Annotated in this window: 22 protein-coding genes; 10 read left to right on the top strand and 12 right to left on the bottom strand. The window is 68.5% G+C overall.

All coding sequences use genetic code 11. The features are described from left to right. Positions 1-10 precede the first annotated feature (10 nt). Positions 11-1012, bottom strand: a complete 1002-nt coding sequence (locus tag BMY35_RS14265) for an ABC transporter substrate-binding protein (protein WP_093199912.1) — start codon at positions 1010-1012, stop codon at positions 11-13. A gap of 111 nt (positions 1013-1123) precedes the next feature. Here BMY35_RS14265 and BMY35_RS14260 point away from each other — a divergent pair, with 111 nt between their 5' ends. The 5 genes from BMY35_RS14260 to BMY35_RS14240 all read left to right on the top strand — a co-directional run bounded on the left by BMY35_RS14260 (position 1124) and on the right by BMY35_RS14240 (position 5961). Next, the gene (locus BMY35_RS14260; protein ID WP_093199910.1) at positions 1124-2365 is read left to right on the top strand and encodes an acyl-CoA dehydrogenase family protein; all 1242 of its coding nucleotides are present in this window, start codon (positions 1124-1126) and stop codon (positions 2363-2365) included. Then, positions 2362-3345, top strand: a complete 984-nt coding sequence (locus BMY35_RS14255) for an ABC transporter substrate-binding protein (RefSeq protein ID WP_093199906.1) — start codon at positions 2362-2364, stop codon at positions 3343-3345. The genes BMY35_RS14260 and BMY35_RS14255 overlap by 4 nt, the downstream gene beginning before the upstream one ends. Then, positions 3342-3956, top strand: coding sequence for a cysteine dioxygenase family protein (locus tag BMY35_RS14250; RefSeq protein WP_093199903.1), 615 nt, complete (start codon positions 3342-3344; stop codon positions 3954-3956). The genes BMY35_RS14255 and BMY35_RS14250 overlap by 4 nt, the downstream gene beginning before the upstream one ends. After that, positions 3953-5587, top strand: a complete 1635-nt coding sequence (locus BMY35_RS14245) for a rhodanese-related sulfurtransferase (RefSeq protein WP_093199902.1) — start codon at positions 3953-3955, stop codon at positions 5585-5587. The genes BMY35_RS14250 and BMY35_RS14245 overlap by 4 nt, the downstream gene beginning before the upstream one ends. Before the next feature lie 140 nt (positions 5588-5727). After that, a complete protein-coding gene (locus BMY35_RS14240; RefSeq protein WP_093199899.1) occupies positions 5728-5961 on the top strand; it encodes a hypothetical protein in 234 nt (77 codons plus the stop codon). A gap of 165 nt (positions 5962-6126) precedes the next feature. On the opposite strand, the gene BMY35_RS14235 is transcribed toward BMY35_RS14240, so the two are convergent. The 6 genes from BMY35_RS14235 to BMY35_RS14210 all read right to left on the bottom strand — a co-directional run bounded on the left by BMY35_RS14235 (position 6127) and on the right by BMY35_RS14210 (position 12328). Further along, positions 6127-7590, bottom strand: coding sequence for a DEAD/DEAH box helicase (locus BMY35_RS14235; RefSeq protein WP_093199897.1), 1464 nt, complete (start codon positions 7588-7590; stop codon positions 6127-6129). A gap of 131 nt (positions 7591-7721) precedes the next feature. Next, positions 7722-8609, bottom strand: coding sequence for a KPN_02809 family neutral zinc metallopeptidase (locus tag BMY35_RS14230; RefSeq protein ID WP_093199894.1), 888 nt, complete (start codon positions 8607-8609; stop codon positions 7722-7724). A gap of 110 nt (positions 8610-8719) precedes the next feature. Continuing rightward, on the bottom strand, positions 8720-9286 hold the full coding sequence (dcd, locus tag BMY35_RS14225) for a dCTP deaminase (protein WP_093199891.1): 567 nt from the start codon (positions 9284-9286) through the stop codon (positions 8720-8722). Positions 9287-9362: 76 nt separating this feature from the next. Next, positions 9363-10649 carry a guanine deaminase gene (gene guaD, locus BMY35_RS14220; RefSeq protein ID WP_093199889.1) on the bottom strand — a complete coding sequence of 429 codons (1287 nt, stop codon included), beginning with the start codon at positions 10647-10649 and terminating at the stop codon, positions 9363-9365. Positions 10650-10742: 93 nt separating this feature from the next. Further along, positions 10743-11732, bottom strand: coding sequence for an NHL repeat-containing protein (locus tag BMY35_RS14215; protein WP_256228408.1), 990 nt, complete (start codon positions 11730-11732; stop codon positions 10743-10745). Further along, positions 11723-12328 (bottom strand): short chain dehydrogenase, encoded by a 606-nt coding sequence (locus BMY35_RS14210; protein WP_093199886.1) that lies wholly within the window; start codon positions 12326-12328, stop codon positions 11723-11725. The genes BMY35_RS14215 and BMY35_RS14210 overlap by 10 nt, the downstream gene beginning before the upstream one ends. A gap of 104 nt (positions 12329-12432) precedes the next feature. Here BMY35_RS14210 and BMY35_RS14205 point away from each other — a divergent pair, with 104 nt between their 5' ends. The 3 genes from BMY35_RS14205 to BMY35_RS14195 all read left to right on the top strand — a co-directional run bounded on the left by BMY35_RS14205 (position 12433) and on the right by BMY35_RS14195 (position 14617). Next, positions 12433-13314, top strand: coding sequence for a LysR family transcriptional regulator (locus BMY35_RS14205; protein ID WP_093199883.1), 882 nt, complete (start codon positions 12433-12435; stop codon positions 13312-13314). A 114-nt stretch (positions 13315-13428) separates the two neighbouring features. Next, positions 13429-13899: a helix-turn-helix domain-containing protein gene (locus BMY35_RS14200; protein ID WP_093200423.1), complete on the top strand. Its 471-nt coding sequence runs from the start codon at positions 13429-13431 to the stop codon at positions 13897-13899. Further along, positions 13892-14617, top strand: coding sequence for a nucleotidyl transferase AbiEii/AbiGii toxin family protein (locus tag BMY35_RS14195; protein ID WP_093199881.1), 726 nt, complete (start codon positions 13892-13894; stop codon positions 14615-14617). The genes BMY35_RS14200 and BMY35_RS14195 overlap by 8 nt, the downstream gene beginning before the upstream one ends. On the opposite strand, the gene BMY35_RS14190 is transcribed toward BMY35_RS14195, so the two are convergent. The 3 genes from BMY35_RS14190 to BMY35_RS14180 form a co-directional block, all read right to left on the bottom strand. Further along, positions 14614-15723: a BMP family ABC transporter substrate-binding protein gene (locus tag BMY35_RS14190; RefSeq protein WP_093199878.1), complete on the bottom strand. Its 1110-nt coding sequence runs from the start codon at positions 15721-15723 to the stop codon at positions 14614-14616. The two genes, BMY35_RS14195 and BMY35_RS14190, sit on opposite strands and share 4 nt — an antisense overlap. An 88-nt stretch (positions 15724-15811) precedes the next feature. After that, positions 15812-16639 carry an SDR family NAD(P)-dependent oxidoreductase gene (locus tag BMY35_RS14185; protein WP_093199876.1) on the bottom strand — a complete coding sequence of 276 codons (828 nt, stop codon included), beginning with the start codon at positions 16637-16639 and terminating at the stop codon, positions 15812-15814. Between the two features lie 108 nt (positions 16640-16747). Then, on the bottom strand, positions 16748-17695 hold the full coding sequence (locus tag BMY35_RS14180; protein WP_093199874.1) for a GlxA family transcriptional regulator: 948 nt from the start codon (positions 17693-17695) through the stop codon (positions 16748-16750). Between the two features lie 315 nt (positions 17696-18010). On the opposite strand from BMY35_RS14180, the gene BMY35_RS14175 reads away from it, so the two are divergent. Together BMY35_RS14175 and BMY35_RS14170 are read left to right on the top strand one after the other, a co-directional pair. Continuing rightward, positions 18011-18856 carry a hypothetical protein gene (locus tag BMY35_RS14175; protein WP_093199871.1) on the top strand — a complete coding sequence of 282 codons (846 nt, stop codon included), beginning with the start codon at positions 18011-18013 and terminating at the stop codon, positions 18854-18856. A gap of 110 nt (positions 18857-18966) precedes the next feature. Beyond that, positions 18967-20211, top strand: coding sequence for an MFS transporter (locus BMY35_RS14170; RefSeq protein ID WP_093199870.1), 1245 nt, complete (start codon positions 18967-18969; stop codon positions 20209-20211). Between the two features lie 27 nt (positions 20212-20238). On the opposite strand, the gene BMY35_RS14165 is transcribed toward BMY35_RS14170, so the two are convergent. Continuing rightward, positions 20239-22737, bottom strand: coding sequence for a penicillin acylase family protein (locus BMY35_RS14165; protein WP_093199867.1), 2499 nt, complete (start codon positions 22735-22737; stop codon positions 20239-20241). Positions 22738-22878: 141 nt separating this feature from the next. Continuing rightward, positions 22879-25416, bottom strand: coding sequence for a penicillin acylase family protein (locus BMY35_RS14160; RefSeq protein WP_093199865.1), 2538 nt, complete (start codon positions 25414-25416; stop codon positions 22879-22881). Between the last annotated feature and the right edge of the window lie 87 nt (positions 25417-25503).

Genomic DNA, 25503 nt, shown 5'->3' with positions numbered 1-25503 from the left:
GAGGTGGTTGTCAGGCGGCGGGCAGGCGCAGCACGCTCTCGAAGCTGCGGTCCCACAGGGGCTTCACGTCGGCCGGACCGTCGAGCACGCCGATCTTCAGGAAGGTGTCGGCCACGTCCTGGTGGCTGCGCACCACCGCATCGCTCACGGGGCCGAGGCTGTAGTCGCCGCTGCGGCGGTTGAAGAGCTCGACGATGTCGCCCACGGGCACGCGCGTCTCGGCCGATTGCGCGCGGGCGTAGGCCAGGAAGTTGCCGTTGATCCACGCGAACGAGCGCTGCAGGCGCTGCAGCAGGTCGGCCAGCGCGGCGCGGCGAAGCTGGTCGTCGAGCGCGCGCGGATTGGCGTAGATCGGGAAGTTGCCCGAGAGGTACCCCACGCCGGTCTTGATGACGCGCGCGCCGTACTGGGTGCGCGCGAGCTGGCCGTTGTAGCCGTAGATGGCCCAGGCATCGAGATCGCCGCGCGCGAAGGCCGAGAGGCCGTCGGAGGGCGTGAGGCTCACGGCCTGGATGTCGCTGAACGAGAGCCCCGCTTCGGCCAGCTGCTTGGCCAGGTAGTAGTGCGAGGTGGTGGCGCGCACGTAGCCCACGCGCTTGCCCTTGAAGTCGGCAATGCTGCGGATCGGCGCCTCCTTGCGTGCCAGCGTGGCCTGGTTGTTCAGGTCCTCGTGCGTGACGGCCACCAGCTTCACGCTGGACTTCTGGCGCGCCGCGAACACCGGCGGAATCTCGCTGCCCGAGCCCAGGTCGAGCGCGTCGCCGTTGATGGCCTCGATGTGCAGCACGCCGTTGTTGAGCTCGCGCCAGTCGATCTTGTAGGGCGTGTCGGCCTGGCCCGAGGCGGTGAGCAGCGGCCGCCAGAGGCCCTTGTAGGTGCCCACGCGCAGCGTGACGCCGGAAAGATCGCGCGACGGTGCGGCGGCTTGCGCCCAGCCGGCGGAGCCGGTCGCGGCCAGCGCCGCGGCGGCCTGCAGCAGGCGGCGCCGGTCCAGGGGAAAGTCTGATTTCATGCACCCTGACCGTAACCAGACGCTGCATGGAAGCGAACGCAGAAAAACGAGTTTGCATATGCGGGAAGCGTCGTTTTCGCTCGGCAGGTGGCCCGCTACCGTGGGAGAACCATGAGTGCACTCCCCTTGCGCCGCCCGCCGGGCGCGCCCGAACATCCCGCCCCCGCCGCCATCGCCACCCTCGATACAGCCGTGCTGGCCCGCCTCACCGCCCAGTTCGCGGCCACGGCGGCCGACCACGACCTGAGCGGCGCGTTTCCCCGCGAGAACTTCACTGCACTGCAGGCACACGGGCTGATCGGGCTGGTCGCGCCTGCCGAGCACGGCGGAGGCGGCGCCACCCTGGCTGCGGCGCGGCGCGTGATCTCGGCCGTGGCGCGCGGCGAGCCGGCCACGGCGCTGATCCTCACGATGACCTATCTGCAGCACCACGCGCTGGCGCGCTCCGACAGCCGCTGGCCCGCGCACCTGCGCGAGCGCGTGGCGCGCGACGCGGTGACGAACGGCGCGCTCATCAACGCGCTGCGCGTGGAGCCCGCGCTGGGCTCGCCGGCCCGCGGCGGCCTGCCAGGCACGGTTGCGCGGCGCGACGGCGACGGCTGGAAGATCGACGGCCACAAGCTCTACACCACCGGCATCGAGGGTCTGAGCTGGCTCGCGGTGTGGGCCCGCACGGATGAGCCCGACCCGCGCACCGGCGTGTTCCTGGTGCCGCGCGACGCGCCCGGCGTGCGCGTGATCGCGAGCTGGGACCACCTGGGCCTGCGTGCCTCCGGCAGCCACGAGGTGGTGTTCGAGAACGTCGCCATCGACGCCGACCATGCGGTCGACCTGCGCCGGCCGGCCGACTGGGCACCCGATGCGGGCAGCCAGACCGACATCGACGCCCATGCCACCCAGCAGGCATGGATGACGGTGCTGCTCGGCAGCCTCTACGACGCCGTGGCCCATGCCGCGCGCGACTGGCTGGTCGGCTTCCTGAACCGGCGCGCGCCCGGCAGCCTCGGCACGCCGCTGGCCGGCCTGCCGCGCGTACAGGAGCACGTCGGCGAGATCGAGGCGCTGCTGCGCACCAACCGCGTGCTGCTCGACGACGCCACCGCCGCAGTCGACGGCGGCCACGCGCAGCCAGCCGCCGACAGCGGCCTGCTCAAGTACACGGTGACGGGCAACGCGATCCGCGCGGTCGAGCTCGCCCTGCAACTCAGCGGCAACCACGGCCTCACGCGGCAGAACCCGCTGGAGCGGCACTATCGCGACGTGCTGTGCAGCCGCATCCACACGCCGCAGAACGACGCGATCCTGGTCGCGGCGGGCAAGCGCGCGTTGCTGTCCACGGGAGCTGCCGCATGACGTCTTCCCTCTTCTTACCCAAGGCCTCGCGGCGCGGCTGGCTGAAACAGGGCGCAGCGCTGTCGCTGGCCGCCACCGGCTCGCTGCGCGCCTTTGCACAAGCCCAGACGTCGCTGGTGCTCGGCGACCAGGCCGGCGGCCTGCGCTCGCTGTTCGAGGCCTCGCGCGCCCTCGAAGGCGCGCCCTTCGCCTACCGCTGGGCCAACTTCCAGGGCGCCGCGCCGCTCTTCGAGGCGCAGCGTGGCGCGGCGGTCGATACAGCCATGGCCGGCGACCTGCCCGTGCTCGCCGCGGCCGTGGGCAAGACGCCGCTGAAGATCGTCGCCACGCGCGTCGGCAAGGCCGATTCGCTGGGCATCGTGGTGCAGCCCGATTCGCCGCTGCGCAGCGTGGCGGACCTGCGCGGCAAGACGGTGATCGTGTCGTCGGCGCGCGGCAGCATCTCGCAGTACCAGCTCTACGGTGCGCTCGAAGAGGCCGGCGTGAAGCGCGAGGAGGTGACGGTGAAGTTCGTGCTGCCCACAGACGCGGCCGCGGCCTTCGCCTCCAAGCAGATCGACGCGTGGGCCATCTTCGACCCCTACTACACCATCGCCCTGCAGCAGGGCGGGCGCATCCTGCGCGACGGGCGCGGCATCAACACCGCGCTGGGCTTCATCACGGCCACCGAATCGTCGCTGGCCGATCCGGCAAAGCGCACGGCCATCGTGCAGTTCCTCGACAGGCTGGCCCGCGCGGGCGACTGGGCGCTGGCCAACCCCGAGGCCTATGCGCAGGCCTACAGCCAGCTCACGCGGCTGCCCATCGAATCGTCGCGCATCATCACCGCGCGAGCCTCGGTGGCGGGCCGGCCTGTGAGCGAGGCCGACATCGCCGCGCTGCAGACCGTGGCCGACCGCTCGGCGCGCGACGGCATCCTGCCGGTGCGGGTGGACGTGCGCGCAATCACCGACACTGGCGTCTGGAAACGCCCCGCATGACAACGACCTCCCTGACTCCCCTTCGCGAATTCGTCGGCGCCTTCGGCCGGCTGCTCGATGGCGCGCCCGACGAGCCGCGCATTCTTTCGGAAGGCGGCGCGCTGCTGCGCACGCTGGTGTCGCGCGACGACTGGCTGCCCGAGGCCTTCGCCCAGCCCGACCCCGTGTACTACCGGCAGTTCCTGCTGCACGCGGACAGCACCGAGCGCTTCTCGGTCGTGAGCTTCGTGTGGGGACCGGGGCAGGCCACGCCGGTGCACGACCACACCGTGTGGGGGCTGATCGGCATGCTGCGCGGCTCGGAGTACAGCCAGGGCTACGCGCTCGGCGCAGACGGGCATGCCCGGCCGCATGGCGAGGCGGTGCGGCTCGACGCCGGTCAGGTGGAAGCGGTGTCGCCCACCGTCGGCGACCTGCACCGCGTGCACAACGCGCACGCCGACCGGGTCTCGATCAGCATCCACGTGTACGGCGCGAACATCGGCGCCGTGCGGCGGCATACTTACCCGGCGGAGGGCGGCCGCAAGCCCTTCGTCTCCGGATACTCCAACACGCTGCTGCCCAACCTGTGGGACCGCAGCGCAGAACTCAGAGCCTCGACAGACGCATGACGACGACGACCGCCACCAGCTTCCCCGTTCTTTCCTTCGCCGCCGTGCGCGAGCGGCTCATCGCCCGTGACGAGACCGCATTGCTCGACGTGCGCGAGGAAGACCCGTTCGCGCAGGAACACCCGCTCTGGGCGGCCAACCTGCCGCTGTCGCGCATCGAGATCGAGGCGTGGCGGCGCATTCCGCGGCGCGACACGCTCATCGTGCTGTACGGCGAGCACGGCGGCATCGACCTCGCGCCGCAGGCCGCGCGCATCTTCGCCGCGCTGGGCTACACGAACGTGCATCTGCTCGAAGGCGGCCTCGAAGCCTGGCGCAAGGCGGGCGGCGAGTTGTTCCGCGACGTGAACGTGCCGAGCAAGTCCTTTGGCGAGCTGGTCGAGCACGAGCGGCACACGCCGTCGCTCTCCGCCCAAGAGGTGAAGGCACTGGTCGATGCCAAGGCCGACGTGGTGGTGCTCGATGCGCGCCGCTTCGACGAATACCAGACGATGAGCATTCCCTCGGCCACCAGCGTGCCGGGCGCGGAGCTGGTGCTGCGCGTGCGCGAGCTGGCGCCCGATCCGGCGACACGGGTGATCGTGAACTGCGCGGGTCGCACGCGCAGCATCATCGGCACGCAGTCGCTGGTGAACGCGGGCATTCCGAACCCGGTGGCGGCGCTGCGCAACGGCACCATCGGCTGGAAGCTCGCGGGGCAGGTACTTGACCATGGCGCGAGCCGGCAGGCGCCTGCCGCCGTGTCGCAGGCGCATCGCGTGCAGGCACAGGCCGATGCGCGGCGCGTGGCCGATCTGGCAGGCGTGCGCCGCATCGCGCTGGGCGCGCTGCAGACGCTGGAAGCGCCGGGTCGCACCGTGTATCGCTTCGACGTGCGCACGCCCGAGGAATATGCGGCTGGCCATCTGCCCGGCTTCGCGAATGCGCCCGGCGGACAGCTGGTGCAGGAAACGGATCACCAGGTGCCCGTGCGCGGTGCGCGCATCGTGCTGGCGGACGACGATGGCGTGCGCGCATCGATGAGCGCCTCGTGGCTCGCGCAGATGGGCTGGGAGGTCTACGTGCCGGACGTGGCACCCACGGCGGCGGACCTGGTCGAGACGACCGCTCCCACGAGCGCATATCCGCCGGTCGCCACCACGGAGGGCGAGATCGCGCCCGGGGAACTCGCGGCACTGTTGAAGAAGCAGTCCGGCACGGCGGTGATCGACGTGACCACCAGCGCGAACTACGTGAAGCGCCACATTCCGGGCGCCTGGTATGCGATCCGCGCGCAGCTGGCGCAGGCACTGGACACCGCTGTGCCGCCCTCGCAGCGCTACGTGCTGACCTGCGGCAGCAGCCTTCTCGCACGCTACGCGGCCGCCGACCTGCGCGCGCTGCTCGACGCGCGCGGCCAGGGCGATGCCGAAGTGCTGGTGCTGGCCGGCGGCAACGCGGCATGGTTCGCTGCAGGCCTCGAAGCGGAAAGCGGCGAGACCCGCCTCGCGACCGCGCGCACAGACCGCTATCGCCGCCCCTACGAGGGCACCGATGCGCCCGCCGAGGCGATGCAGGCCTACCTGGATTGGGAGTTCGGTTTGGTGGAGCAGCTGGGGCGCGATGGCACGCACCATTTCGCTGTGATCTGAAGACTGGTATCGGCGAAAGGAATCTGAAAGGAAGACGACACGCCGGTCACAGTGTGTAGCCCGGGTAAAGGCCGTCATCCAGCGATACGTGGCGACGTTGGAGGTTCACACCGACAACAACTCGTTCCAGGAGCTTCGCCATGAGATTCACTCCTCTTCTTGCAGTGTCCGCCACCGCCGTGCTGGCGGCCACGCTCACCGGCTGTGTGGTCGCGCCTGCCGCACCTGCACCCGTGTACGCAGCGCCTCCTGGCGTGGCCTACGTGGCACCAACCTACGTGTCGCCCGGCATCGGCTTCGTGTGGGCCTACCACCCGCGCTATGGCTGGGGCTGGCACCATCCGCAATACGGCTGGCATCGCGGCTGGAGGTGATTGGCTCTCCCCCAGGCTCCGCGCACTCCGTGTCGCTGCTCCACCCCCTTCCGGGGGCAACACCTGAGGCCCGGCAGAGCCGGTTCCTCGGTGTTTCGCGAAGGGGGATCACTACCTGAGGCCCACGCAGCATGGGGGCCTCGGTTCGACTCAACTCAACTCAACTCAGCTCGGCTCGGCGCTCTTGAACAGGGCGGCGACCTTGCGCTTGGGCTTGATGTTGCTGGAGATGCCGCGCGTGGGCGTTGCGGCCTTGGCGGCGGCTTCCCATGCGGGCGTCGCGTCGGGCTGGCCCGGCTCGTAGGGCTTGTCGAAGAAGGGATCGCGCGGCGCCGAAGGAGCGCGGTGCGGGCGCCCGCCGCCGCGGCGGCTGTCGGCGTCGCGGCGTTCGCGAGGCTGGTCGAGCACGTCGCGTGCATCGCCTGACTCGCCTTCCTCGCGCCAGTGACGGCGCCCGTCGTTGATGCGGCCGCGCGGGCGGTCTTCCTCGAACTCCACCGGTTCGAGCTCGATCTTCTTCTTGATCAGCTTCTCGATGTCGGCCACCAGGCGGGCATCGTTGCCGCCGCTGGCGAAGCTCACGGCCAGGCCCGATGCACCGGCGCGGCCCGTGCGGCCGATGCGATGCACGTAGTCTTCGGCGTTGAACGGAATGTCGAAGTTGAAGACCGCGGGCACATCCTTGATGTCGAGACCGCGGGCCGCGACGTCGGTGCACACCAGCAGGTCGACCTCGCCGGCCTTGAAGGCGGCGAGCGACTTCAGGCGCTCATCCTGGCTCTTGTCGCCGTGCAGCGCCGAGGTGCGAAGACCGTCGCGCTCCAGCGAGCGCGCGAGGCGCGCGCAGCCGAGCTTGCTGTTGACGAACACGAAGGCCTGCGTGATGCCGCGCTGGCGAACGATCTGCTTGAGCGCGCGGCGCTTGTCGTCGTCGGCCACGCTGTAGAAGTGCTGCTCGACGGTGGAGGCCGTTTCGTTCGGCCGGGCCACTTCGATGGTGACGGGGTTCTGCAGGTAGCTGCCGGCCAGTCGCTTGATTTCGGGCGAGAAGGTGGCCGAGAAGAGCAGCGTGGTGCGCTGCTTGGGCAGGTAGCTCAGGATACGCTGCAGGTCGGGCAGGAAGCCGATGTCGAGCATGCGGTCGGCTTCGTCGAGCACGACGTACTCGACCTGGTTGAGCACCGCGTTCTTCGCTTCGATGTGATCGAGCAGGCGGCCCGGCGTGGCCACCAGCACTTCGACGCCCTTCTTCAGTTCCAGCGTCTGCGGCTTCATGTCGATGCCGCCGAACACCACCGTGCTGCGCAGGTTGGTGTACTTGGCGTACAGCTTGATCTGCTGCGCGACCTGGTCGGCCAGCTCGCGCGTCGGCAGCAGCACCAGGGCCCGGACCGGATGCCGCGCGGGCGAGGTCGAGGCGTTTTCATGCTTGAGCATGCGCTGCAGCAGCGGGAGCGAGAACGCCGCCGTCTTGCCGGTGCCGGTCTGCGCGGCGCCCATCACGTCCTGGCCCGCGAGCACGACCGGAATGGCCTGCTCCTGGATCGGTGTCATGGTCTCGTAGCCCATTTCGGCCACGGCGCGCGCCAGCGGTTCCGCCAGCAGTAGATTGGAGAAGGAGCTTGTCATTGAGCCCGCTATTGTCGCATTGCCGCAAAAAACGGCAGTGACTGCGGCATGACAACGCCCGCGCGAGCGGAGTTGCTATTTATTCAATAGCAATCAAACCAGCAACCGCAGCACCTGCGGAAGACCGCAGCCTAGAGGCTGCGTGCGTTGAAGGTGTCGCAGGCCTTGATGTCGCCGCTTTGATAACCCGCGCCGAACCAGCGCTGGCGCTGCGCGCTCGAGCCGTGGGTGAAGCTGTCGGGCACCACCGCGCGGCCCGCGGAGCGCTGCAGGGCGTCGTCGCCGATCTTCTGCGCGGCATTCATGGCGGCCTCGATGTCGCCCGGGTCGAGCCACTTCTTCGACTCCTGCGAATGGTGGGCCCACACGCCCGCGAAGCAGTCGGCCTGCAGCTCGACGCGAACGCTCATCGCATTGTTCTGGGTCTGGCTCAGGCGGCTGCGCATGCCGTCGACCTTGGCGGTGATGCCGAGCTCGTCCTGCACGTGATGGCCGACTTCGTGCGCAATGACATACGCCTGCGCGAACTCGCCCGGCGCGCCGAGCTGGTTCTTCAAGGTGTCGTAGAAGCCGAGGTCGATGTAGACCTTCTGGTCGCCCGGGCAGTAGAACGGGCCCATGGCCGACTGGCCGGTGCCGCAGGCCGTCGGCGTCGCGTTGCGGAACAGCACGAGGCGCGGCGGATGGTAGGTGCCACCGTTCTGGCGGAAGATGTTCGTCCAGACCACTTCGGTGTTCTTCAGCACGGTGGAGACGAAGGCCGCCTCGCGGTCGTTCGAAGGCGGCTTGGGCGCGGGCCCCTGCTGCTGCTGTTGCACCTGGGCGGGGCCACCGCCGCCGCTGAGCAGGCTCAGCACCGTGAGCGGGTTGATGCCGAAGACCCAGCCGGCGATCAGCGCGACCGCGATGGTCCCGATGCCGATGCCACGGCCGCCGATGAAGCCGCCGCCACCGCCTCCGCCGCCTTCACCACGGCGATCCTCGACGTTGTCCGATTGTTCGTTGCCTTCCCATCTCATCGCGCTCTCCTTGCCGGCCTTTGCAGGAGTAGTTGCCGGCGGTCGCAGGATGGTACTTCGGAAGCCGCCCGCTCCTGTAAGCGGGTATGCCAGGAATACCGCGAAAGCGCTCAGGTCTTCGGCAGGGTGACGCCGCGCTGGCCCTGGTACTTGCCGCCGCGGTCCTTGTAGCTGGTCTCGCAGACCTCGTCGCTCTCGAAGAACAGCACCTGCGCGCAGCCCTCGCCCGCGTAGATCTTGGCGGGCAGCGGCGTGGTGTTGCTGAATTCGAGCGTCACGTAGCCTTCCCACTCGGGCTCGAAGGGCGTCACGTTGACGATGATGCCGCAGCGCGCATAGGTGCTCTTGCCCAGGCAGATGGTCAGCACGTTGCGCGGGATGCGGAAGTACTCGACGGTGCGCGCCAGCGCGAAGCTGTTGGGCGGGATGATGCAGTAGTCGCCATGCATGTCCACGAAGCTCTTCTCGTCGAAGTTCTTCGGGTCGACGACCGTGCTGTGGATGTTGGTGAAGACCTTGAATTCAGGCGCGCACCGGATGTCGTAGCCGTAGCTCGAGGTGCCGTAGCTGATGATCTTGTGGCCGGAGGCCTCGCGCACCTGGCCCGGCTCGAAGGGGTCGATCATTCCTTCGTTCTCGGCCATGCGCCGGATCCATTTGTCGCTCTTGATGCTCATATGCGCTCGCTGCTGCTGCGGGGAAATCGGGGGCGAATTGTGGCACGCGCGGCCACCCCGCCCGCCGCCGCAGGGGCTACAGCGCCTGCGAGATCACCGCGCGCTCGACCAGCCGGTCGTCGCCCAACACGATCATCGCGAAGAGCATTTCCTCCAGCGAGTTCGCCTGCTTCGTCTTGCGCGCCAGCAGCGGCGTGGCCGCGGGGTTCAGCACCAGGAAGTCGGCCTCGCAGCCCGACTGCAGGTTGCCGACCACGCCGTCGAGCCCCAGCGCGCGGGCCGCGCCGCCGGTGTGGCGCCACCAGAGTTCCGATGGCGCGATGCTCAGGCCGGCCTTGGTCTGCCCTTCGCGGCCGACGTAGTAGGCGGCCATCATGGTGTGGAAGGGGCTGAAGCTGGTACCGCCGCCCACGTCGCTGGCCAGCCCGTAGGGGTAGTCCATGCGGTCGGCCGCGCCGAAGTCGAAGAAGCCGCTACCCAGGAACAGGTTGCTCGTGGGGCTCACGGCCGCCGCCGTCTTCGTCTCGCGCAGCAGGGCGCGGTCGGCGTCGTCGAGGTAGATGCAGTGGGCGTACACGGCACGTTCGCGCATCAGGCCGAAGCCTGCATACACGTCGAGGTACGAGCGCGCCTTCGGGTAGAGCTCGCGCACCCATTTCACTTCGTCGCGGTTCTCGGCCACATGCGACTGGATCCAGGTGTCGGCGTACTTCGCGGCCAGTTCGCTCGCGCCGTGCATCTGCGCATCGGTGCTCGCGGGCGCGAAGCGCGGCGTGATCGCATAGCCCAGCCGGTCGACGTTGTGCCACTTGCGGATCAGCGCCTCGGTGTCGACCAGGCTCTGCTCGGTCTCGTCGCGCACGCCGTCGGGCGAGTTGCGGTCCTGCAGCACCTTGCCGGTGATCAGGCGCAGGCCGCGGCGCTGCGCGCCCTCGAAGAGCGCATCGACCGAGGCCACGTGCGAGGTCGCGAAGGTCAGCGAAGTGGTGACGCCGTTGCGCAGCAATTCGTCGAGGAAGAACTCGGCTACTTCCTTCGAATGCGCGGGGTCGGCGAACTTGCTTTCCGCGGGAAAGGTGTAGTTCTCGAGCCAGGGCAGCAGCCCCGGCGAGGGCGAACCGATGATGTCGGTCTGCGGATAGTGGATGTGCATGTCCACGAAGCCCGGCGCGAGGATGCGCCCCGGCAGGTGGGTCGTGTGCGCGCCGGGGTGGCGCGCAGCGACGTCGGCATGGCTGCCGGCATCGAGCACGCGCTGGCGGCCGGTGGCATCGGGGGCGACGACCAGCAGGCCGTCCTCATCGAAAACGGGCTTGCCGGAGGCGTCGAATCGCAGGAGGGAGGCGCGGTAGGCTTTTTTCATCGTGGGTGCGGAGGGTAATCCACCCCCGCCCCGCCGCAATTTCCATGCGCATATGAGTGCTATATGCGCAGCGCACTCGCCCCGGCACCGTGCTCACCTCGGCAACGCGCGCGACTGGATGTCGAAGGGCACGCCCGTCGGCACCGGCCCGTCTCCGTCCTTGCGCTTCGTGAGCAGCGAATACTTCGACTCGATGAAGTAGACGCGGTTGCCCCACACCGCCCCGGAGGACGGATCGTTGAGCCCCGCCACCACCGTCCGCAGGCCGAGCTTCGCGCCTTCGATGCGTGCCACGGTGATCTGCCCGCCGTAGGGCCCTTCGCCGAAGGCATTGCTTTCGAACAGCACGAGCCTCCCGGGCTTCCATGCGCGGATCGCGTCCACGTTCTTCAGCTCGCGCGGCGCCTCGATGCGCGTGACCTCGCCAGCCTTGCCGTCCGCGCCGAGGCCGATGCGCAGCAGGTACGAAGCGGCCGCCACGAGGCTCACGTAGACCTCGCGTCCGCCGTCGATGGCGATGCCGTTCAGGCCCTTGTACGGCCCCGGGCCGGCCAGCGCCGGATCCTCCTTCCACACCGCGAGCGAATCGGCGCCCGGCGCGAGCTTCAGCACGCGCGGGTGGTAGGAGTCGGTCACGTAGAGATTGCCGCGCGCGTCCTGCGCGAGGTCGTTGCAGTAGCCGTCGTCGGGCATCGCGTAGCTCGCACGCGGTGCGCCCGTGGCGAGGTCGTAGCGCTTGAGCGCGCTCGGCGTCGACGGCACAGTGGTGAAGCCGATGTTGCCCGAGCAGATCCACAAGTCCCCATGCCCGGCATCGACCAGCACGCCCTGCCCGTTCGCCAGGCCGTTGGCGCCCGGCTTGACCAGCACCTCGGCCTTCGGCGCCGTGCCCGGCTTCAGCCGCGCGACCGCGCCCTGCCGCCAGCTGCCGACGTAGAACGCGCCATCGGGCCCGATGGCCACGCTTTCCGGATACCAGTCTTCGGGCAGCGCCTGCACCACGGGCGGGGCAGCGACGGCCGCCGTCGTCGCCAGCGCAAGCAGCGCGCCTGCAAGCCGTGAACGCCCGCTCCTCATTGCCATACGCGAAAGACGCGCCCCGTCAGCGGACCTTCGACGCTGCGCACATAGGCCAGGGCCACGCGCGCGGCCGGTACGGTCTCGACGCCCGGAAAGAGCGCGCCGTATGCCGCCACCGATTCGGTCAGCAGTGTCGGGCTCACCGCGTTGATGCGCTGACCGCGCGCCAGCTCGATCGCCGCGCCCTTCACGAAGCCCTCGACCGCCGCATTCACGGCGGCCGCGTTGCCTCCGCCGCGAACCGGATCGTCGGCAGCAACGCCCGTCGTCAGCGTGATGGAGCCGCCGTCGCGCAGCACATGCTGGCCCAGCAGCGCGAGCCGCGCCTGGCCCAGCAACTTGTCCTGCAAGCCGACGTTGAAGTCGGCCGGTCGCATTTCAGACAGCGGCCCGAAGAAGAGCCCGCCTGCCGTCGAGACGATCGCATCGACGCGCCCCACCGCCGCATACAGCGCCTCGACGCTGGCATCGCTGGTGATGTCGACCTGATGGTCGCCGCGCGTGCGACCCGCGCGAATCACCTCGTGGCCTCTCGCATCCAGCGCCTGCGCCACCGCGCTGCCGACCGCGCCCGTCGCGCCCACAACCAGAACCTTCATGGAAAACCTCGCCAGAGTGAATCAACAAGCGGCGATTGTTTTGCGAACCATCCATTTGATAAATTGCCTTCCGGTTCGATCATTCGAAATCGGGAGTTCGCAATATGGACAAGCTCCGCGCCATGGAAGTCTTCGTCGCGACAGTAGACGCGGGCAGCTTCGCCGCCGCCGCCGAGGCGCTCGACCTTTCGGCCGTGATGGTCGGCAAGCACATCCGCGCGCTCGAGGACCAGCTGGGCGCCCGCCTGCTCGAGCGCACCACGCGCCGCCATTCGCTCACGGAGATCGGCGCCGCCTATCTCGAACGCTGCCGCGACGTGCTGGCCAGCGTGCACACGGCCGACGGCGTGGCCGAGTCGCTGCGCGCCATGCCGCAGGGCGTGCTGCGCGTCACCGCGCCCGTGGCCTACGGCGCGCACCGCCTCACGCCGGTGATCGGCGAATACATCGCCGCCTACCCGCAGGTGAAGGTGGACCTGAGCCTCAACGACCGGGTGGTCGACCTGGCCGAGGAAGGCTTCGACTGTGGCATCCGCTCGGGCGCGGCCATCGACGAGCGGCTCATCGCAAGACCGCTCGCGCTGGCGCGCATGTACGCGGTGGCCAGCCCTGCATGGGTCGCGCGCCACGGGCAGCCGAAGCACCCGTCAGAGCTGGAGGCCTTCCCACTGTTGGGCTTCGCGGCCTGGGGGCCGAACCATTCATGGCGCTTCACTCGCGACGGCCAGACGGTGCACGTGCCGGTGCGCGGGCCGCTCACCACCAACAACGGCCAGGCATTGCTGGCCGCGGCCATGGCCGGCGTGGGAGTGATCGTGCAGGCCGATGCGCTGCTGGGGCCCGCGCTCGCATCGGGTCAGGTGGTGCAGTTGCTGCCCGACTGGGAGCTGCCCACGCGGCAGGTGCACATCATGCGGCTGCCCGAAGCGCGCCCGAGCGCCAAGCTGCGGACCTTCGTCGACTTCGTGGTCGAGCGGCTGGGCTGAAGAAACGAGAAACATGCATCCACCGCCGACTGGGGTTCAGGCTGGTGGCATTCAGGACATTCAATGCCTCTCATTGTGGACAAATACCCAAAAATGTCTAATATGAGATACATCATGCCATCCACTTCTCCGCCAACGAGCGCCGCAACAGACAAACGCCTCGCAGCATTCGGCCGCCGTATTCATGCGCGTCGCAAGGCTCTGAAGGTCAGCGCCACCACCGCTGCAGAGGCGGCGGGCATGTCCCGCATGACATTGCACAGAATCGAGCGCGGCGAACCCTCGGTCACGATGGGCGCCTACATGAATGCGCTGGGGGCCTTGGGTCTCGATGTCGATGTGGTGATGTCCACGGAGCCGCCCGACCTCGCACCGCTCCCGGGAGGTATTCGAATTGCCGATTACCCCCAGTTGCGCCGGCTTGCCTGGCAATTGGCTCCAGCCAGCGAACTCACGCCTGAAGAGGCATGGGGAACCTACGAGCGCAACTGGCGTCACGTCGACACATCCATGCTGGATGCGAAAGAACGCCAGCTGCTGCAAGACCTTGCGCGCATCCTCGGCAGAAAGCCATTGAATGTTTGAACGGCCACACCATCAACGCGTCGCTCAAGTGCTTGCTTCGCTCGACGCAAACCTGCTCGCCCAGAACCGTTGCCTCTTCGGCGGAGGCACCGCCATTGCGCTTCGCCATGGCGAGTACCGCGAGTCCGTAGACATCGACTTTCTCGTATCCGATATCGACGGCTATCGCCACCTGCGCCAGTTGATCACGGGAACTCAAGGTCTCGGAGCGCTCGCCCGACACGGCTGCGAGATCCGGCAGTCGGCTGAACTACGCGCCGACCAGTACGGCATCCGGTCGTCGGTTCTCGTAAGCGACATCGAGATCAAGTTCGAGATCGTCCTCGAGGCGCGCATCGAACTTGAGTTGCCGGACGCAGAGGACCGTATCGACGACATTGCAACCCTCACGCCGCTCGACATGGCAGCGAGCAAGCTGCTCGCAAACTCTGACCGTTGGGCCGACGACAGCGTCTTCAGCCGCGACATCATCGATCTGGCCATGATGAAACCCGGCGCGTCGCTTTTGCGCCAGGCGAAGATCAAGGCCGGTCGCGCCTATGGCGACAGCATCGATGCCGATCTCACAAAGGCCGCTGAGGCGCTGCTTACTCGGCCGGGTCGCATGGACCGATGCATGGCCGTGCTGCAGATGACGCCGTCCACCACGCCCGCGCTGCTTCGTCAGCGCATCAAGGCCCTGTTGCCTCGTACTCCGCGCGCTGGTCGGCTGGGTTAGCGCGTCACGCGCCCCTGCACGCCCTCCACCAGCCAGTTCATCTTCAGGATCTGCTCGTCGCTCAGCTGCGTGCCCTTGGCGATCACCGTGCGGCCCTCGTTGTCGCGCACGTCGGCCGCGGCGGCGCGGAACGGCTGCAGCTTGCCCGCGGCGATGTCCTTCTGCCGCGCCAGCACCTCGTCCTGCACGGCCTTCGGCACCTTCGTGCCGAAGTCGCCGACGCGGATCATTCCCTCCTTCACGCCGCCCCAGAGGTTGCCGCTCTTCCAGCTGCCGTCGAGCACCGCCTTCGCGCGCTGCGTGTAGTAGCCGCCCCATTGGTGCGTGACCGCGACGATCTGCGCGTCGGGCGCGATCTTGCGCATGTCGGAGTGATAGGCCACGGCCAGCTTGCCGCGCTCCTGCGCCGCCGCCATCACCGCGGTGGAGCCGGTATGGAAGGCGACCACGTCGGCGTTCTGGTTGAACAGCGCCATCGCCGCGTCGCGCTCCTTCGGCGGATCGAACCACTCGTTGAGCCACACCACGCGCACCTGCGCGGCCGGGTTCACCGAGCGCATGCCGAGGGTGAAGGCGTTGATGCCCTGCAGCACCTCGGGAATCGGAAAGCCCGCGACGTAGCCTGCGATGCCGGTCTTCGTCGTGCGCCCCGCCGCGATGCCCGCCAGGTAGCGGCCCTCGTAGTAGCGTGCATTGGCGGTCGCGACGTTGGGCGCGGTCTTGTAGCCGGTGATCGATTCGAACTTCACGTCGGGGAAGTCCTTCGCCACCTTCATCGTCGGCTCCATGTAGCCGAAGCTGGGCGTGAAGATGAGCGTGTTGCCCTGCTGCGCGAGATCGCGAATCACGCGCTCGGCATCGGCGCCTTCGGCCACGTTCTCGACATAGGTGGTCTTGATCTTCGCCCCCAGCGCCGCGTCGACGGCCTTGCGGCCTTCCTCGTGCTGGCGTACCCAGCCCGCGTCGGTGACGGGCGTGACGTAGACGAAGCCGATCTTCAGCGGCGTCTTCGGCTGCTGCGGCTGTTGTGCCTGCGAAAAGGCGGGAGATAAAAAACAAGCGGCTGCCAGCGCCAGAACGGCGCGGCCCGCGAGGTTTTTGTACATGGTGTTCCTCTACATGGCCCCGGAAATGCAAAACCCCGCAGCAGGCCGGGACGCCCTGCTGCGGGGTGAAGATTTTAGTGCCGCGGTCTCAGGCCGGCACTTCGCTGGCAACGCCATAGCGAGGTGCCGGATGCGTCGCCGACAACCGGCTCGACATCGCACGCCGCGCCGCGTCGAAGGCATCCCACTCCGCGAGATCCGGCAGCGCGGGAATCGTGACCTGCTCACCCTGGTCGAGCCCCGCGAGGGCCGCGTCGACCATGTTTTCCGCGGTCATCACGATCTCCTTGGGCAGGTGCTCCATCGGCACGCCCGCGACACCCCAGAACTCGGTGGCCGTCGCGCCGGGCAGCACCGCCTGCACGCGCACGCCCTTGTCCTTCAGCTCATGCTGCAGCGACTGGCTCAGTGCGAGCACGAAGGCCTTGCTGCCGCCGTACACGCCGTTGAGCGTCTCGGGAGAGATCGCCACGATGGAGGCGATGTTCACCAGCGTGCCGGCACCTCGCTCGACGAAGCCGGGCACGGCCGCGTAGGTGAGCCGCGTGAGCACGCTCACGTTGAGCTCGATCATTTCCGCCATCTTCTCGATGTCCGAGCCGAGCAGCGGCGCGGCGGCGCCGAAGCCGGCGTTGTTCACCAGCATGGTGATGTCGCCGCGGGTACGCAGCGCGGCCTCGACGAGCGCGATGTCCTTCCGGTCGGTGAGGTCGGCGGACAGGACTTCGACCTTGCGGCCGGTCTCGCGCATGAGTTTCGCGGCCAGTGCCTCGAGGCGCCCGCGATTGCGTGCGACCAGGATCAGGTCGAAGCCGCGCCGCGCGAGGCGATCCGCGTACACGGCGCCGATGCCCGACGACGCGCCAGTGACGAGGGCCGTGCCCTTGCCGGGATTTGCTGAAGTTGCAGTGGTCATGGAGCTTCCTTTGTTTCGCCGCGCGGTATGCGCGGCCATGGGGGAAGTCTCTTCCGGCAGGGCTATGGCGTAAATGTCATATAAACCACTTTTCAGGACATCCAACGCTCAGGCCACGGCGGCTTCCCGCCGGGCCACCCGGCGCACGCTCTGGGGAGGCTGCCCCAGCGTGCGCAGGAAGGCGCGGCGCATGCGCTCGGGGTCACCGAAGCCCGTCTCGCGAGCGACCACGGCGAGCGCGAGGCTGCCCTCGTCGATCAGCGCACGTGCCGCCTCCACGCGCAGGTTCTCCACGGCGTGCGCGGGCGTCTGGCCGGTCTCGGCCTTGAAGGCGCGGCTGAACTGGCGCGGGCTCAGGTGCGCGACCTCGGCCAGTTCCTCCACCGACAGCGTCTCGCGCAGGTTGGCCCGCGCGTGCACCAGCGCCTGCTGGATGCGGTCGGACTTGGGCTCCAGCTCGAGCAGAGCGGAATACTGCGACTGCCCGCCCGCGCGGCGGTGGTAGACGACCAGCTTCCGCGCCGCAAAGCGCGCCGCCTCCACGCCGAGATCTTCTTCCACCAGCGCCAGCACGAGGTCGATGCCCGCCGTCATGCCGGCCGAGGTCCACACCGGTCCGTCGTTGATGAAGATGCGGTCGGGCTGCACCTTGACCGCGGGATGGCGCTTCTGCAGCTCGCCCGCGAAGGACCAGTGCGTGGTCGCCCTGCGCCCGTCGAGCAGGCCCGCATCGGCCAGCCCGAACGCGCCGGTGCAGATGCTGGTCACGCGGCGCGCGTTGCGCAGCCCCGCGCGCAGGAAGCGCCGCATCTTCTCGGAGGTGGGCGCGATGAAGAGCGCGCCGCTCATGATCAAGGTGTCGTACTTCGTCGTGCCGAAGCGCCTGCTGTCGGTGCTCACGCCCGACGAACTGACCACGGGGCCGCCCTCTTCCGACAGCAGCTCGACCTGGTAGACAGGCTTGCCCGCATGGATGTTCGCAAGCTCGAAGGCTGCGATGGCGGCGAGGTCGAGGATCTGGAAACCGGGGAAGACGAGCACGCCGATGCGTTTCATGGCGATGTCCTGAAAAGAGGTTTTGGGCGATGAAGGACGTGAGCTTAGGTGACTCGCACCGACCGCGCGTGCGGAAGGGAGACCTCACACGCAAAGACCGCCCGTTACCGCAGCGCTGCATGGCCGAAACCTCCGCGGTACTCTCTGCCTGCTTTCATTCGTGAAAAATTTCACAAAACCCATTCCCCATTTCGGTGCACGAGCCCGCAACAGGAAACTTTCTGCTGACATTTTGATACGCAAGGTTACGATTGTGCGGTCAGGTTCCGGTCAGTTCGGTCGCCTGGCCCAACAAGCACAACAAACGGAGTTCTCGTGATCGCTTTCGACAGCGCCTTGCCGCGCCAAATTGGAGATTTACTCAACCAGCAAGGCGCGGTCTCACGCAAGACCTGCTGCTTCGTCGCACTCGCCGTTCTCGTCAGCGGCTGCTCCACGGCGAACATCTCGTACACGCCCCGCCCCGGCAAGGATGTGCCGCAGACGCTGAAGTACACCGATGGCGTCGGCACGCTGTCCGAAAAAGATGAAACGCGCGAACTCTTCGTCTACTCGCGCTTCAAGATGCAAGGGCCGACGCAGCCGACATTCACCATCGGCTATGCCAACAACACCGCCGAGCCGGTGAATTTCAGCACCGACAACATCAAGGCGTACTTCCGCGGCGCCCCGGTGCAGATCTACACGTACAACGAGCGGATCGCGGAAATCCAGTCGGAGAAGCAGGCCAAGCAGGTCGCGCTGGCGATCATCGGCGGGCTGGCCGCGGGCGCTGCCGCCTACGGCGCCTCGCGCCAGACTTATCGCTCGAACTACTCCGGCTCGGTGGTCGGCCGCCGCGGCGTGACCAGCTTTGCCGGCTCGAACACCGTGCGCGTGTACGACCCCGTCGCCGGCATGCTGGCCGGCGCGGCAGTGGGTGGTGCCACCGTGCTGGGCATCCGGCAGATCGAATACAACGCCGAGAACCAGGAGCAGTCGGCCAACTCCATCCTGCAGCTGAACACCGTGGAGCCGCTGCAGATGGTGACCGGCGACCTCATCCTGAAGAACTGCTGCGATCCCCAGCCCCAGGCCAACGACCTGATCCGGCTCGAGGTGACGGCCAGCGGGAAGACCTCGGTGTTCGAGTTCGCCCGCACGCAAGTGAAGAGCCGCTGAAGGGGTGCCTCGGGGGCCGTGCGGGCCCCTGCCCCCGCTTCGCACGATGGGTGCCCCCACCAATCGGCAAGCGCCATCCCTCATGCGTCGTCCCACAATGGGCGTTCCCCATGACGCATCCGACGACGACCACGACAACAGGCGCACCGCCAGCCGAGACGGGCGCCAACGCACACTGGCAGCGCAACCTCGCCGTCTGCATGTTCGGCTCCTTCACGACCATCATCGCGATGACGCTGCTGCTGCCCTTCCTGCCGCTGTACGTCGAGCAGCTCGGGGTGAAGGACCATGCGGCCATCGTGCAGTGGTCGGGCGCGGCATACGGTGCCACCTTCCTGAGCGCCGCGCTGGTGGCGCCGCTTTGGGGTCGGCTGGCCGACCGCTACGGGCGCAAGCCGATGCTGATCCGCGCGAGCCTGGGCATGGCGGTGGCGATGGCGCTGATCGGGCTCGCGGCGAACGTGTGGCAGCTCGTGGGCCTGCGGCTGCTGGCGGGGCTGCTCGGCGGCTATGCCTCGGGCTCAATGGTGCTTGTCGCCACGCAGACGCCCAAGGACCGCACCGGCTGGGCGCTGGGCACGATGTCGTCGGCCATCATGGCAGGCAACCTCGTGGGGCCGCTGATCGGTGGCGCGCTGCCGCCGCTGGTCGGTATCCGCAACACCTTCTTCGCGGCGGGCGCGATCATCTTCGTGGCCTTTCTCGCAACGGCCTTCCTGATCCGCGAGGAGCGAAAGACGCCTTCCGCCCGAAGGCAGCAGGGCGACGCCTCCGGGCAGACCGGCTGGGCCGCCGTGCCCGACAAGCGCCCGCTGGCGGCGATGCTCTTCACAGGCATGCTGCTGATGCTCGCGAACATGTCGATCGAGCCGATCATCACCGTCTACGTGGCCACGCTGCTCGAAGACCCGGACCGCGTGACGATGATGGCCGGCCTGGTGATGTCGGCGGCGGCGCTCGGCAGCATTCTCTCGGCCTCGCGGCTGGGCAAGCTGGCCGACCGCGTGGGCCACTGGAACGTGATCGTCGGCTGCCTCGCGGTGTCGGCGCTGCTGCTGGTGCCGCAGGCCTTCGTCACGTCGGGCTGGCAGCTGGTGGTGCTGCGCTTCCTGATGGGGCTGTCGCTCGGCGGCCTGCTGCCATGTATCGCGAGCGTGATCCGCCACAACGTGCCCGAGCGCGTGGCCGGCAACATGCTGGGCTACTCGACCTCGGCGCAGTACGCGGGCCAGGTGGCGGGCCCGCTGCTGGGCGGCTTCGTGGGCGGCCATGTCGGCATGCGCGCGGTGTTCCTGGGCACCAGCGTGCTGATGGCAGCCGGCGCCGCATGGAACTGGCTGGCGAAGCGGCGCTGAGGAAGCCTCGCCAGCCCCCGTGTCGCCTCACTCGCGGATGGTCAGGCTGCTGTAGCCGGCATCGGCCTTGATCTCCGCCTCCGAGAACGGCATGCGCAGCCACTTGCCGGCGCTGTAGGCCCGCGTGTAGTCGGCATGGTGCGGCGACGCCGGATCGTCCGACAGCGAGAAGGTGAGGAAGGTGTGGGCCTCCACGCCTGCGGCCGGGAACCGCACGATCTGCATGTAGCTGTTGCCGTTGGGGTTCTCGTCCATGGCGTAGCCGCCCTTGTCGAGCCGATTCTCCGAGCACATGACCGTGAAGTAGCCCTGGGTATCGCAGCCGCCGGACAACGGGATCCTGCGGCCGTTGCGCGTGACGAACAGGGTTTCCCCGCGCGGCGCGTCTAGCGCGTAGCCGCTGGCCTGCACGCGCAGCACTGCCGCACCGAAGGCCTGCCGCAGCTCGTCGGCCGCAGAGGGCTTGAGGCCGCGCGGCGTGCCGATCGGGTCGGCGGCGTCGAAGGGCACCGCATAGAGCCTGTCGGCGGGCAGGCGCGAGGCGCGCGCCCAGAACTCGTCCCACACATGGGCGCCGCGCGCCGTGGCGGCGCCGGTGTTGTTCCAGGCCTTCAGCACCGCGCAGGCGGAAGCGGTGTCGACGCCGCGCGGCGGCGAGAACGCCTCGCCGGTCTGCGCGTCGCCCTTCACCTCGATGCGGGGCACGCCGCACACCATGTCGAGCGCGGGGCCCTTGAACAGTTCGGCGGTGTAGGCGCGGCTGTCGAGCGTGATGCGCTCGACGGCATTTACCGTCGCGCCCTTGCCCGCCCCTTGCGCGATGAGGTGGCCCAGCCTTGTGCGGAAGGTCTGCGCATCGCTGCCCGCCGGGCCGAAGATGGCCGGGTAGCCCTTGAGCGGCGCCTTCGGATTGGCGAGCCAGTAGCTGTCGTTCATGTTGGCGACGTAGTCCTCGCGCAGCAGGCTCGGCATGCGCGAGGGGCCGACTGCTCCCTTCTGCACGGAATCGGCATCGCTCTGCCAGTCGCACGCGCTGCGCGAGCCGTCGAACACCGGCACGCGCGGCAGCACCGCCGCCATCGCCTTCCCGGCAGGCGTGGTGCAGTTCGCGGCCTGCTCGGGCGAGACGTTGGGCACGGCGCCGATGTCCGCATACCAGGCCTTTGCGCTGCCGCGGCCCACGGCCACGGTGTTGACCCAGGGAATCGCGGCTTCTTCGCGCTGGGCAGCGATGAGTTCGTCTAGCGATTTCGCCTGCGCCCAGCGCAGCCACGTGCGGAAGGTGCGGAAGTTGCCTGCGTTGATGTCGCGGATGGCGAAGGCGGTGTTGCGGCTCCAGGCCAGCGCCGGATCGATGGCGCCGAGGTTCACCAGCGGGCCGTACTCCGAGGCGTAGAGCGTGCGCGTGAGCTGCGTTACCGTGCCGTCGGCGCCCTTCACCTTCACGGTGATGGTCGAGGGCCTCATCTTCACGGCGGTGCCGTCGCGCATGTAGCTGGTGGCGTCGCCGGGCGCGAGCTGCAGCTGGTAGATGCCGAAGCGCCGCGCGGCGGACACCGTGTGGCTCCACGCGACGTCGTTGTTGAAGCCGATGAGGATCACCGGCACGCCGAGGAACGAGGTGCCGCTCACGTCGAGCCTGCCCGGGATGGTGAGCTGCGCCTGGTAGAAGCGGTCGGGCCCGCGCCAGTACCAGTGCGGATTGCCGAACAGCAGCGGGCTCGCGTCGCCGGTGGCGGCCGTGCCGAAGCCGATCACGTTGCTGCCCACGCCGGCCGTTCCGCCGACCTGCAGCGCCAGCGGCTGCAGTTGCGCGCCGTGCGCTCCGTTCGAGGACACCCCGGCAGCGGGAGGCGCCGCGTTCGCGATGTTCGAGAGGAAGTTGCTGTAGCCCGCCGCCAGGTTGGTGGCGTACATGCGGCGGTAGATGTCGGTGGCGCTCACCGGCCGCACCCAGGCCTCGTTGCGGCAGGCCGCGTGGGCGCTGCCGGCGGCCCCGGACTTCAGGTCGCGCAGGTAGCGGTTGTAGCCCGCCGCGAAACCTTCGACCATGCGCTGGATGGCGGGCGGCTGCGCGCGGGCCATGGCGTCGACCACCTCGGCGCCGATCACCTGCCTGTGGAAGAAGTCCGAGTCGATGTTCGTCGGCCGGCCGATGGTGCTGGCAGCAGGCAGGCGGGCCTCGGCGCCGAAGAATTCGGAGCGCTCGCCGCGGTAGGTGAGAAAACCGTCGGCCATGGTGCACAGGTCGTCCTGTGCCTGTGCGTAGCCGTAGCCGTAGCCCGCGCCGGCCCAGTCGTCGGCCTTGATGTGCGGCACGCCCATGGCGGTGCGGCGGATCTCGGCCTGGTAGCCGGTGCGGGACGGGGAATCCTGGAGAGAAATTGAAGAAGAAGAAGAAGAAGAAGAAGAAGACGACGACGACGAAGGTGCCGACCGGTCGGCAATGCCGGTACAGGCCGCGAGGGCCATGACGACGGGCACGAGAAGAAGCGGCCCGAGGCCGCCTTGAAGTTTCGGGCGCATGCAGTGTTCCTGTTGTGAATGAGGAACGCAGCTGCGTGGGCAACGAAGGGCGTGCGTGGCGCGTTCACCGCCGATCTTAAGAGCGGTGGCGGGTGAGCGCCACGCGCGCCCCCTTCTCCCTGCTTCTTCAGGTCTTCATCGTCATTCGGCGATCGACTTGCTGGTGTAGCTCGCGTCGGCCTTGATCTCCGCCTCGGAGAACGGCACCTTTAGCCACTTGCCTTCGCTGTAGGCGCGCGTGTAGTCGCCGTTGTGCGCCGAGGCCGGGTCGTCCGAGAGCGAGAAGGTCAGGAAGGTGTGGGCCTCCACACCGCCGTCGGGGAAGCGCACGACCTGCATGTAGCTGTTGCCGTTCGGATTGCCGTCCATGGTGTAGCCGCCCTTGTCGAGCCGGTTCTCCGAGCAGGCGATGGTGAAGTAGCCCGGGCCGCCGCAGCCGCCGTACAGCGGGATCTTCTTGCCGCCGCGCGTGGCGAACAGGTAGTCGCCGCGCGGTGCGTCCACCGCGTAGCCGCTGGCCTGCACGCGCGCCACGGCGGCGCCGAAGGCCTCGCGCAGCTGCGTGGCGGCAGCGGCGTTCAGGCCGCGCGGCGTGGCGATCGGATCGGCCGGATCGAAGGCCACGGTGTAGAGCGAGGCGGCCGGAATCTTCGACGCACGGTTCCAGAACTCGTCCCACAGGTGCGCACCCTTCGCGCCGCTCACGCCGGTGCCGTTCCATGCGGAGAGCGCGGTGCACGCGGCACCCACGTCGATGCTCGGGCCGATGGCTTCGTTGGTCAGCGGATCCTTGCTGACGGCGATGGGCGAGCCGTCGCACACCACAGGAAGCACGTCGGCCTTGAACAGCTCGGCCGTGAGTACGCGGCTGTCGAGCACCATGCGCTTCACGGTGTCGGGCGTCGCGCCCTTGGCGCCGTAGCTGTCGCTGCCGTCGATGCGGCCCTGCGCCAGCAGGTTGCCCATGCGGGTGCGGAAGCTCACGGCCTCGGTGCCTGCCGGGCCCATGATGGCCGGATAGCCGGTCATCGGAGCCTTGGGGTTGGCGAGCCAGTAGCTGTCGTTCATGTTGGCGACGTAGTCGTCGCGCTGCAGGTTTGGCATGCGCGACGCGCCGATGGCGCCCTTCTGCGCCGAGTCGGCATCGGTCTGCCAGTCGCAGGCGCTGCGCGAGCCGTCGAAGATCGGCACGCGCGGCAGGGTCGCCTGCATCGACGCGCCCGCCGGCGTGGTGCAGTCGGTGAACTGCGCGGGCGACACGTTGGGCACCGCGCCGATGTCGGCATACCAGGCCTTGGCGCTGCCGCGGCCCACCGCCACGGTGTTGACCCACGGAATGGCGGTTTCTTCGCGCTGGATGGCGATGAACTCGTCGAGCGACTTCGCCTGGTTCCAGCGCAGCCAGTTGCGGAAGGTGCGGTAGTTCTCGCCGTTGATGTCGCGGATGGCGAAGGCCATGGTCTGGCTCCACGCGAGGCCCGCGTTCATCGGCGCCAGGTTGACCATCGGACCGTACTCGCTCTTGTAGAGCGTGCGCGTGACCTGCGTCGTCGCGCCGTCCGTGCCTTTGACCTTCACCGTGATGGTCGAGGGCTGCATCTTCACGGCCGCGCCATCGCGCATGTAGCTGGTCGGGTCTCCCGATGCCAGCTGCAGCTGGTAGAAGCCGAAGCGCCGCGCGGTCGACACGGTGTGGCTCCACGCGATGTTGTCGTTGAAGCCGATGAGGATCACCGGAATGCCCAGGAACGAGGTGCCACTGATGTTCAGCTGCCCCGGAATGGTGAGCTGCGCCTGGTAGAAGCGGTCGGGCCCGCGCCAGTACCAGTGCGGATTGCCGAAGAGCAGCGGGCTCGCGTCGCCTGTGGCTGCCGTGCCGAAGCCGATCATGTTGCTGCCCACGCCCTCGTGGCCGCCCACCTGCAGCTCGGGCGCCTTGTAGTCGAGCGCCGCGACGTGCACCGCCGGCGCCTTCCTGCCATGGCCGCGCGCGGAGACCTTGGTCGGCCCGGTGGCCGCGGGCGCCGTCGCACTGGAGATGTTCGCCAGGAAGTTGCTGTAGCCGCCCGCGAGGTTGGCCGCGTACATGCGGCGGTAGATGTCGTCGGTGGTGATGGGCTGCACCCAGGCCTCGTTGCGGCAGGCCGCGTGTGCGGTGCCGCCGGCCTTCACGTCGCGCACGTAGCGGTTGTAGCCGGCGGTGAAGCCCTCGACCAGCTTCTTCAGGTTGTCGGGTTGCGCGTCGATCATCTTCTTCAGCACGTCGGCCGAGATGACATGCCGATGGAAGAAGTCGGACTCGATGTTCGCCGGCTGGCCGATGGTGCTGCTGGCCACCAGCTTCGCGTCGGCACCGAGGTACTGCGAGCGCTCGCCGCGGTAGGTGAGGAACGAATCGGCCATGGTGCACAGGTCGTCCTCCGCCTGCGCGTAGCCGTATCCGTAGCCCACGCCGGGCCAGTCGTCGGCCTTGATGTGCGGCACGCCCATCGCGGTACGGCGGATCTCGGCCTTGTAGGCGCCCTCGGCCGGCGGGTTCGTCGGCGTGGATGGCGAAGAGGGAAAGAACAGGAAGCCGCTGCCTCCGCCACCACCGCCTCCACAGGCTGTGAGGGCGGCCGCGGTGGCGAGCGCGAGCAACGACAGCGGCACGACGCCGCGACGGATCGAAAGTCTCATGATGTCTCCAGTTGATGCTCTCTTGGCGGAGCGTCCCGGAGCTTAGGCAGCCTCGCGGCCCGCGGCTTGTACGCAGCCGCTGCATTG

The organism is Variovorax sp. YR750, from assembly GCF_900109805.1.
GTDB lineage: Bacteria > Pseudomonadota > Gammaproteobacteria > Burkholderiales > Burkholderiaceae_C > Variovorax > Variovorax gossypii.
The sequence above is the reverse complement of the archived record's forward strand: the minus strand, read 5'-3'. Positions and strand labels throughout refer to the sequence as shown.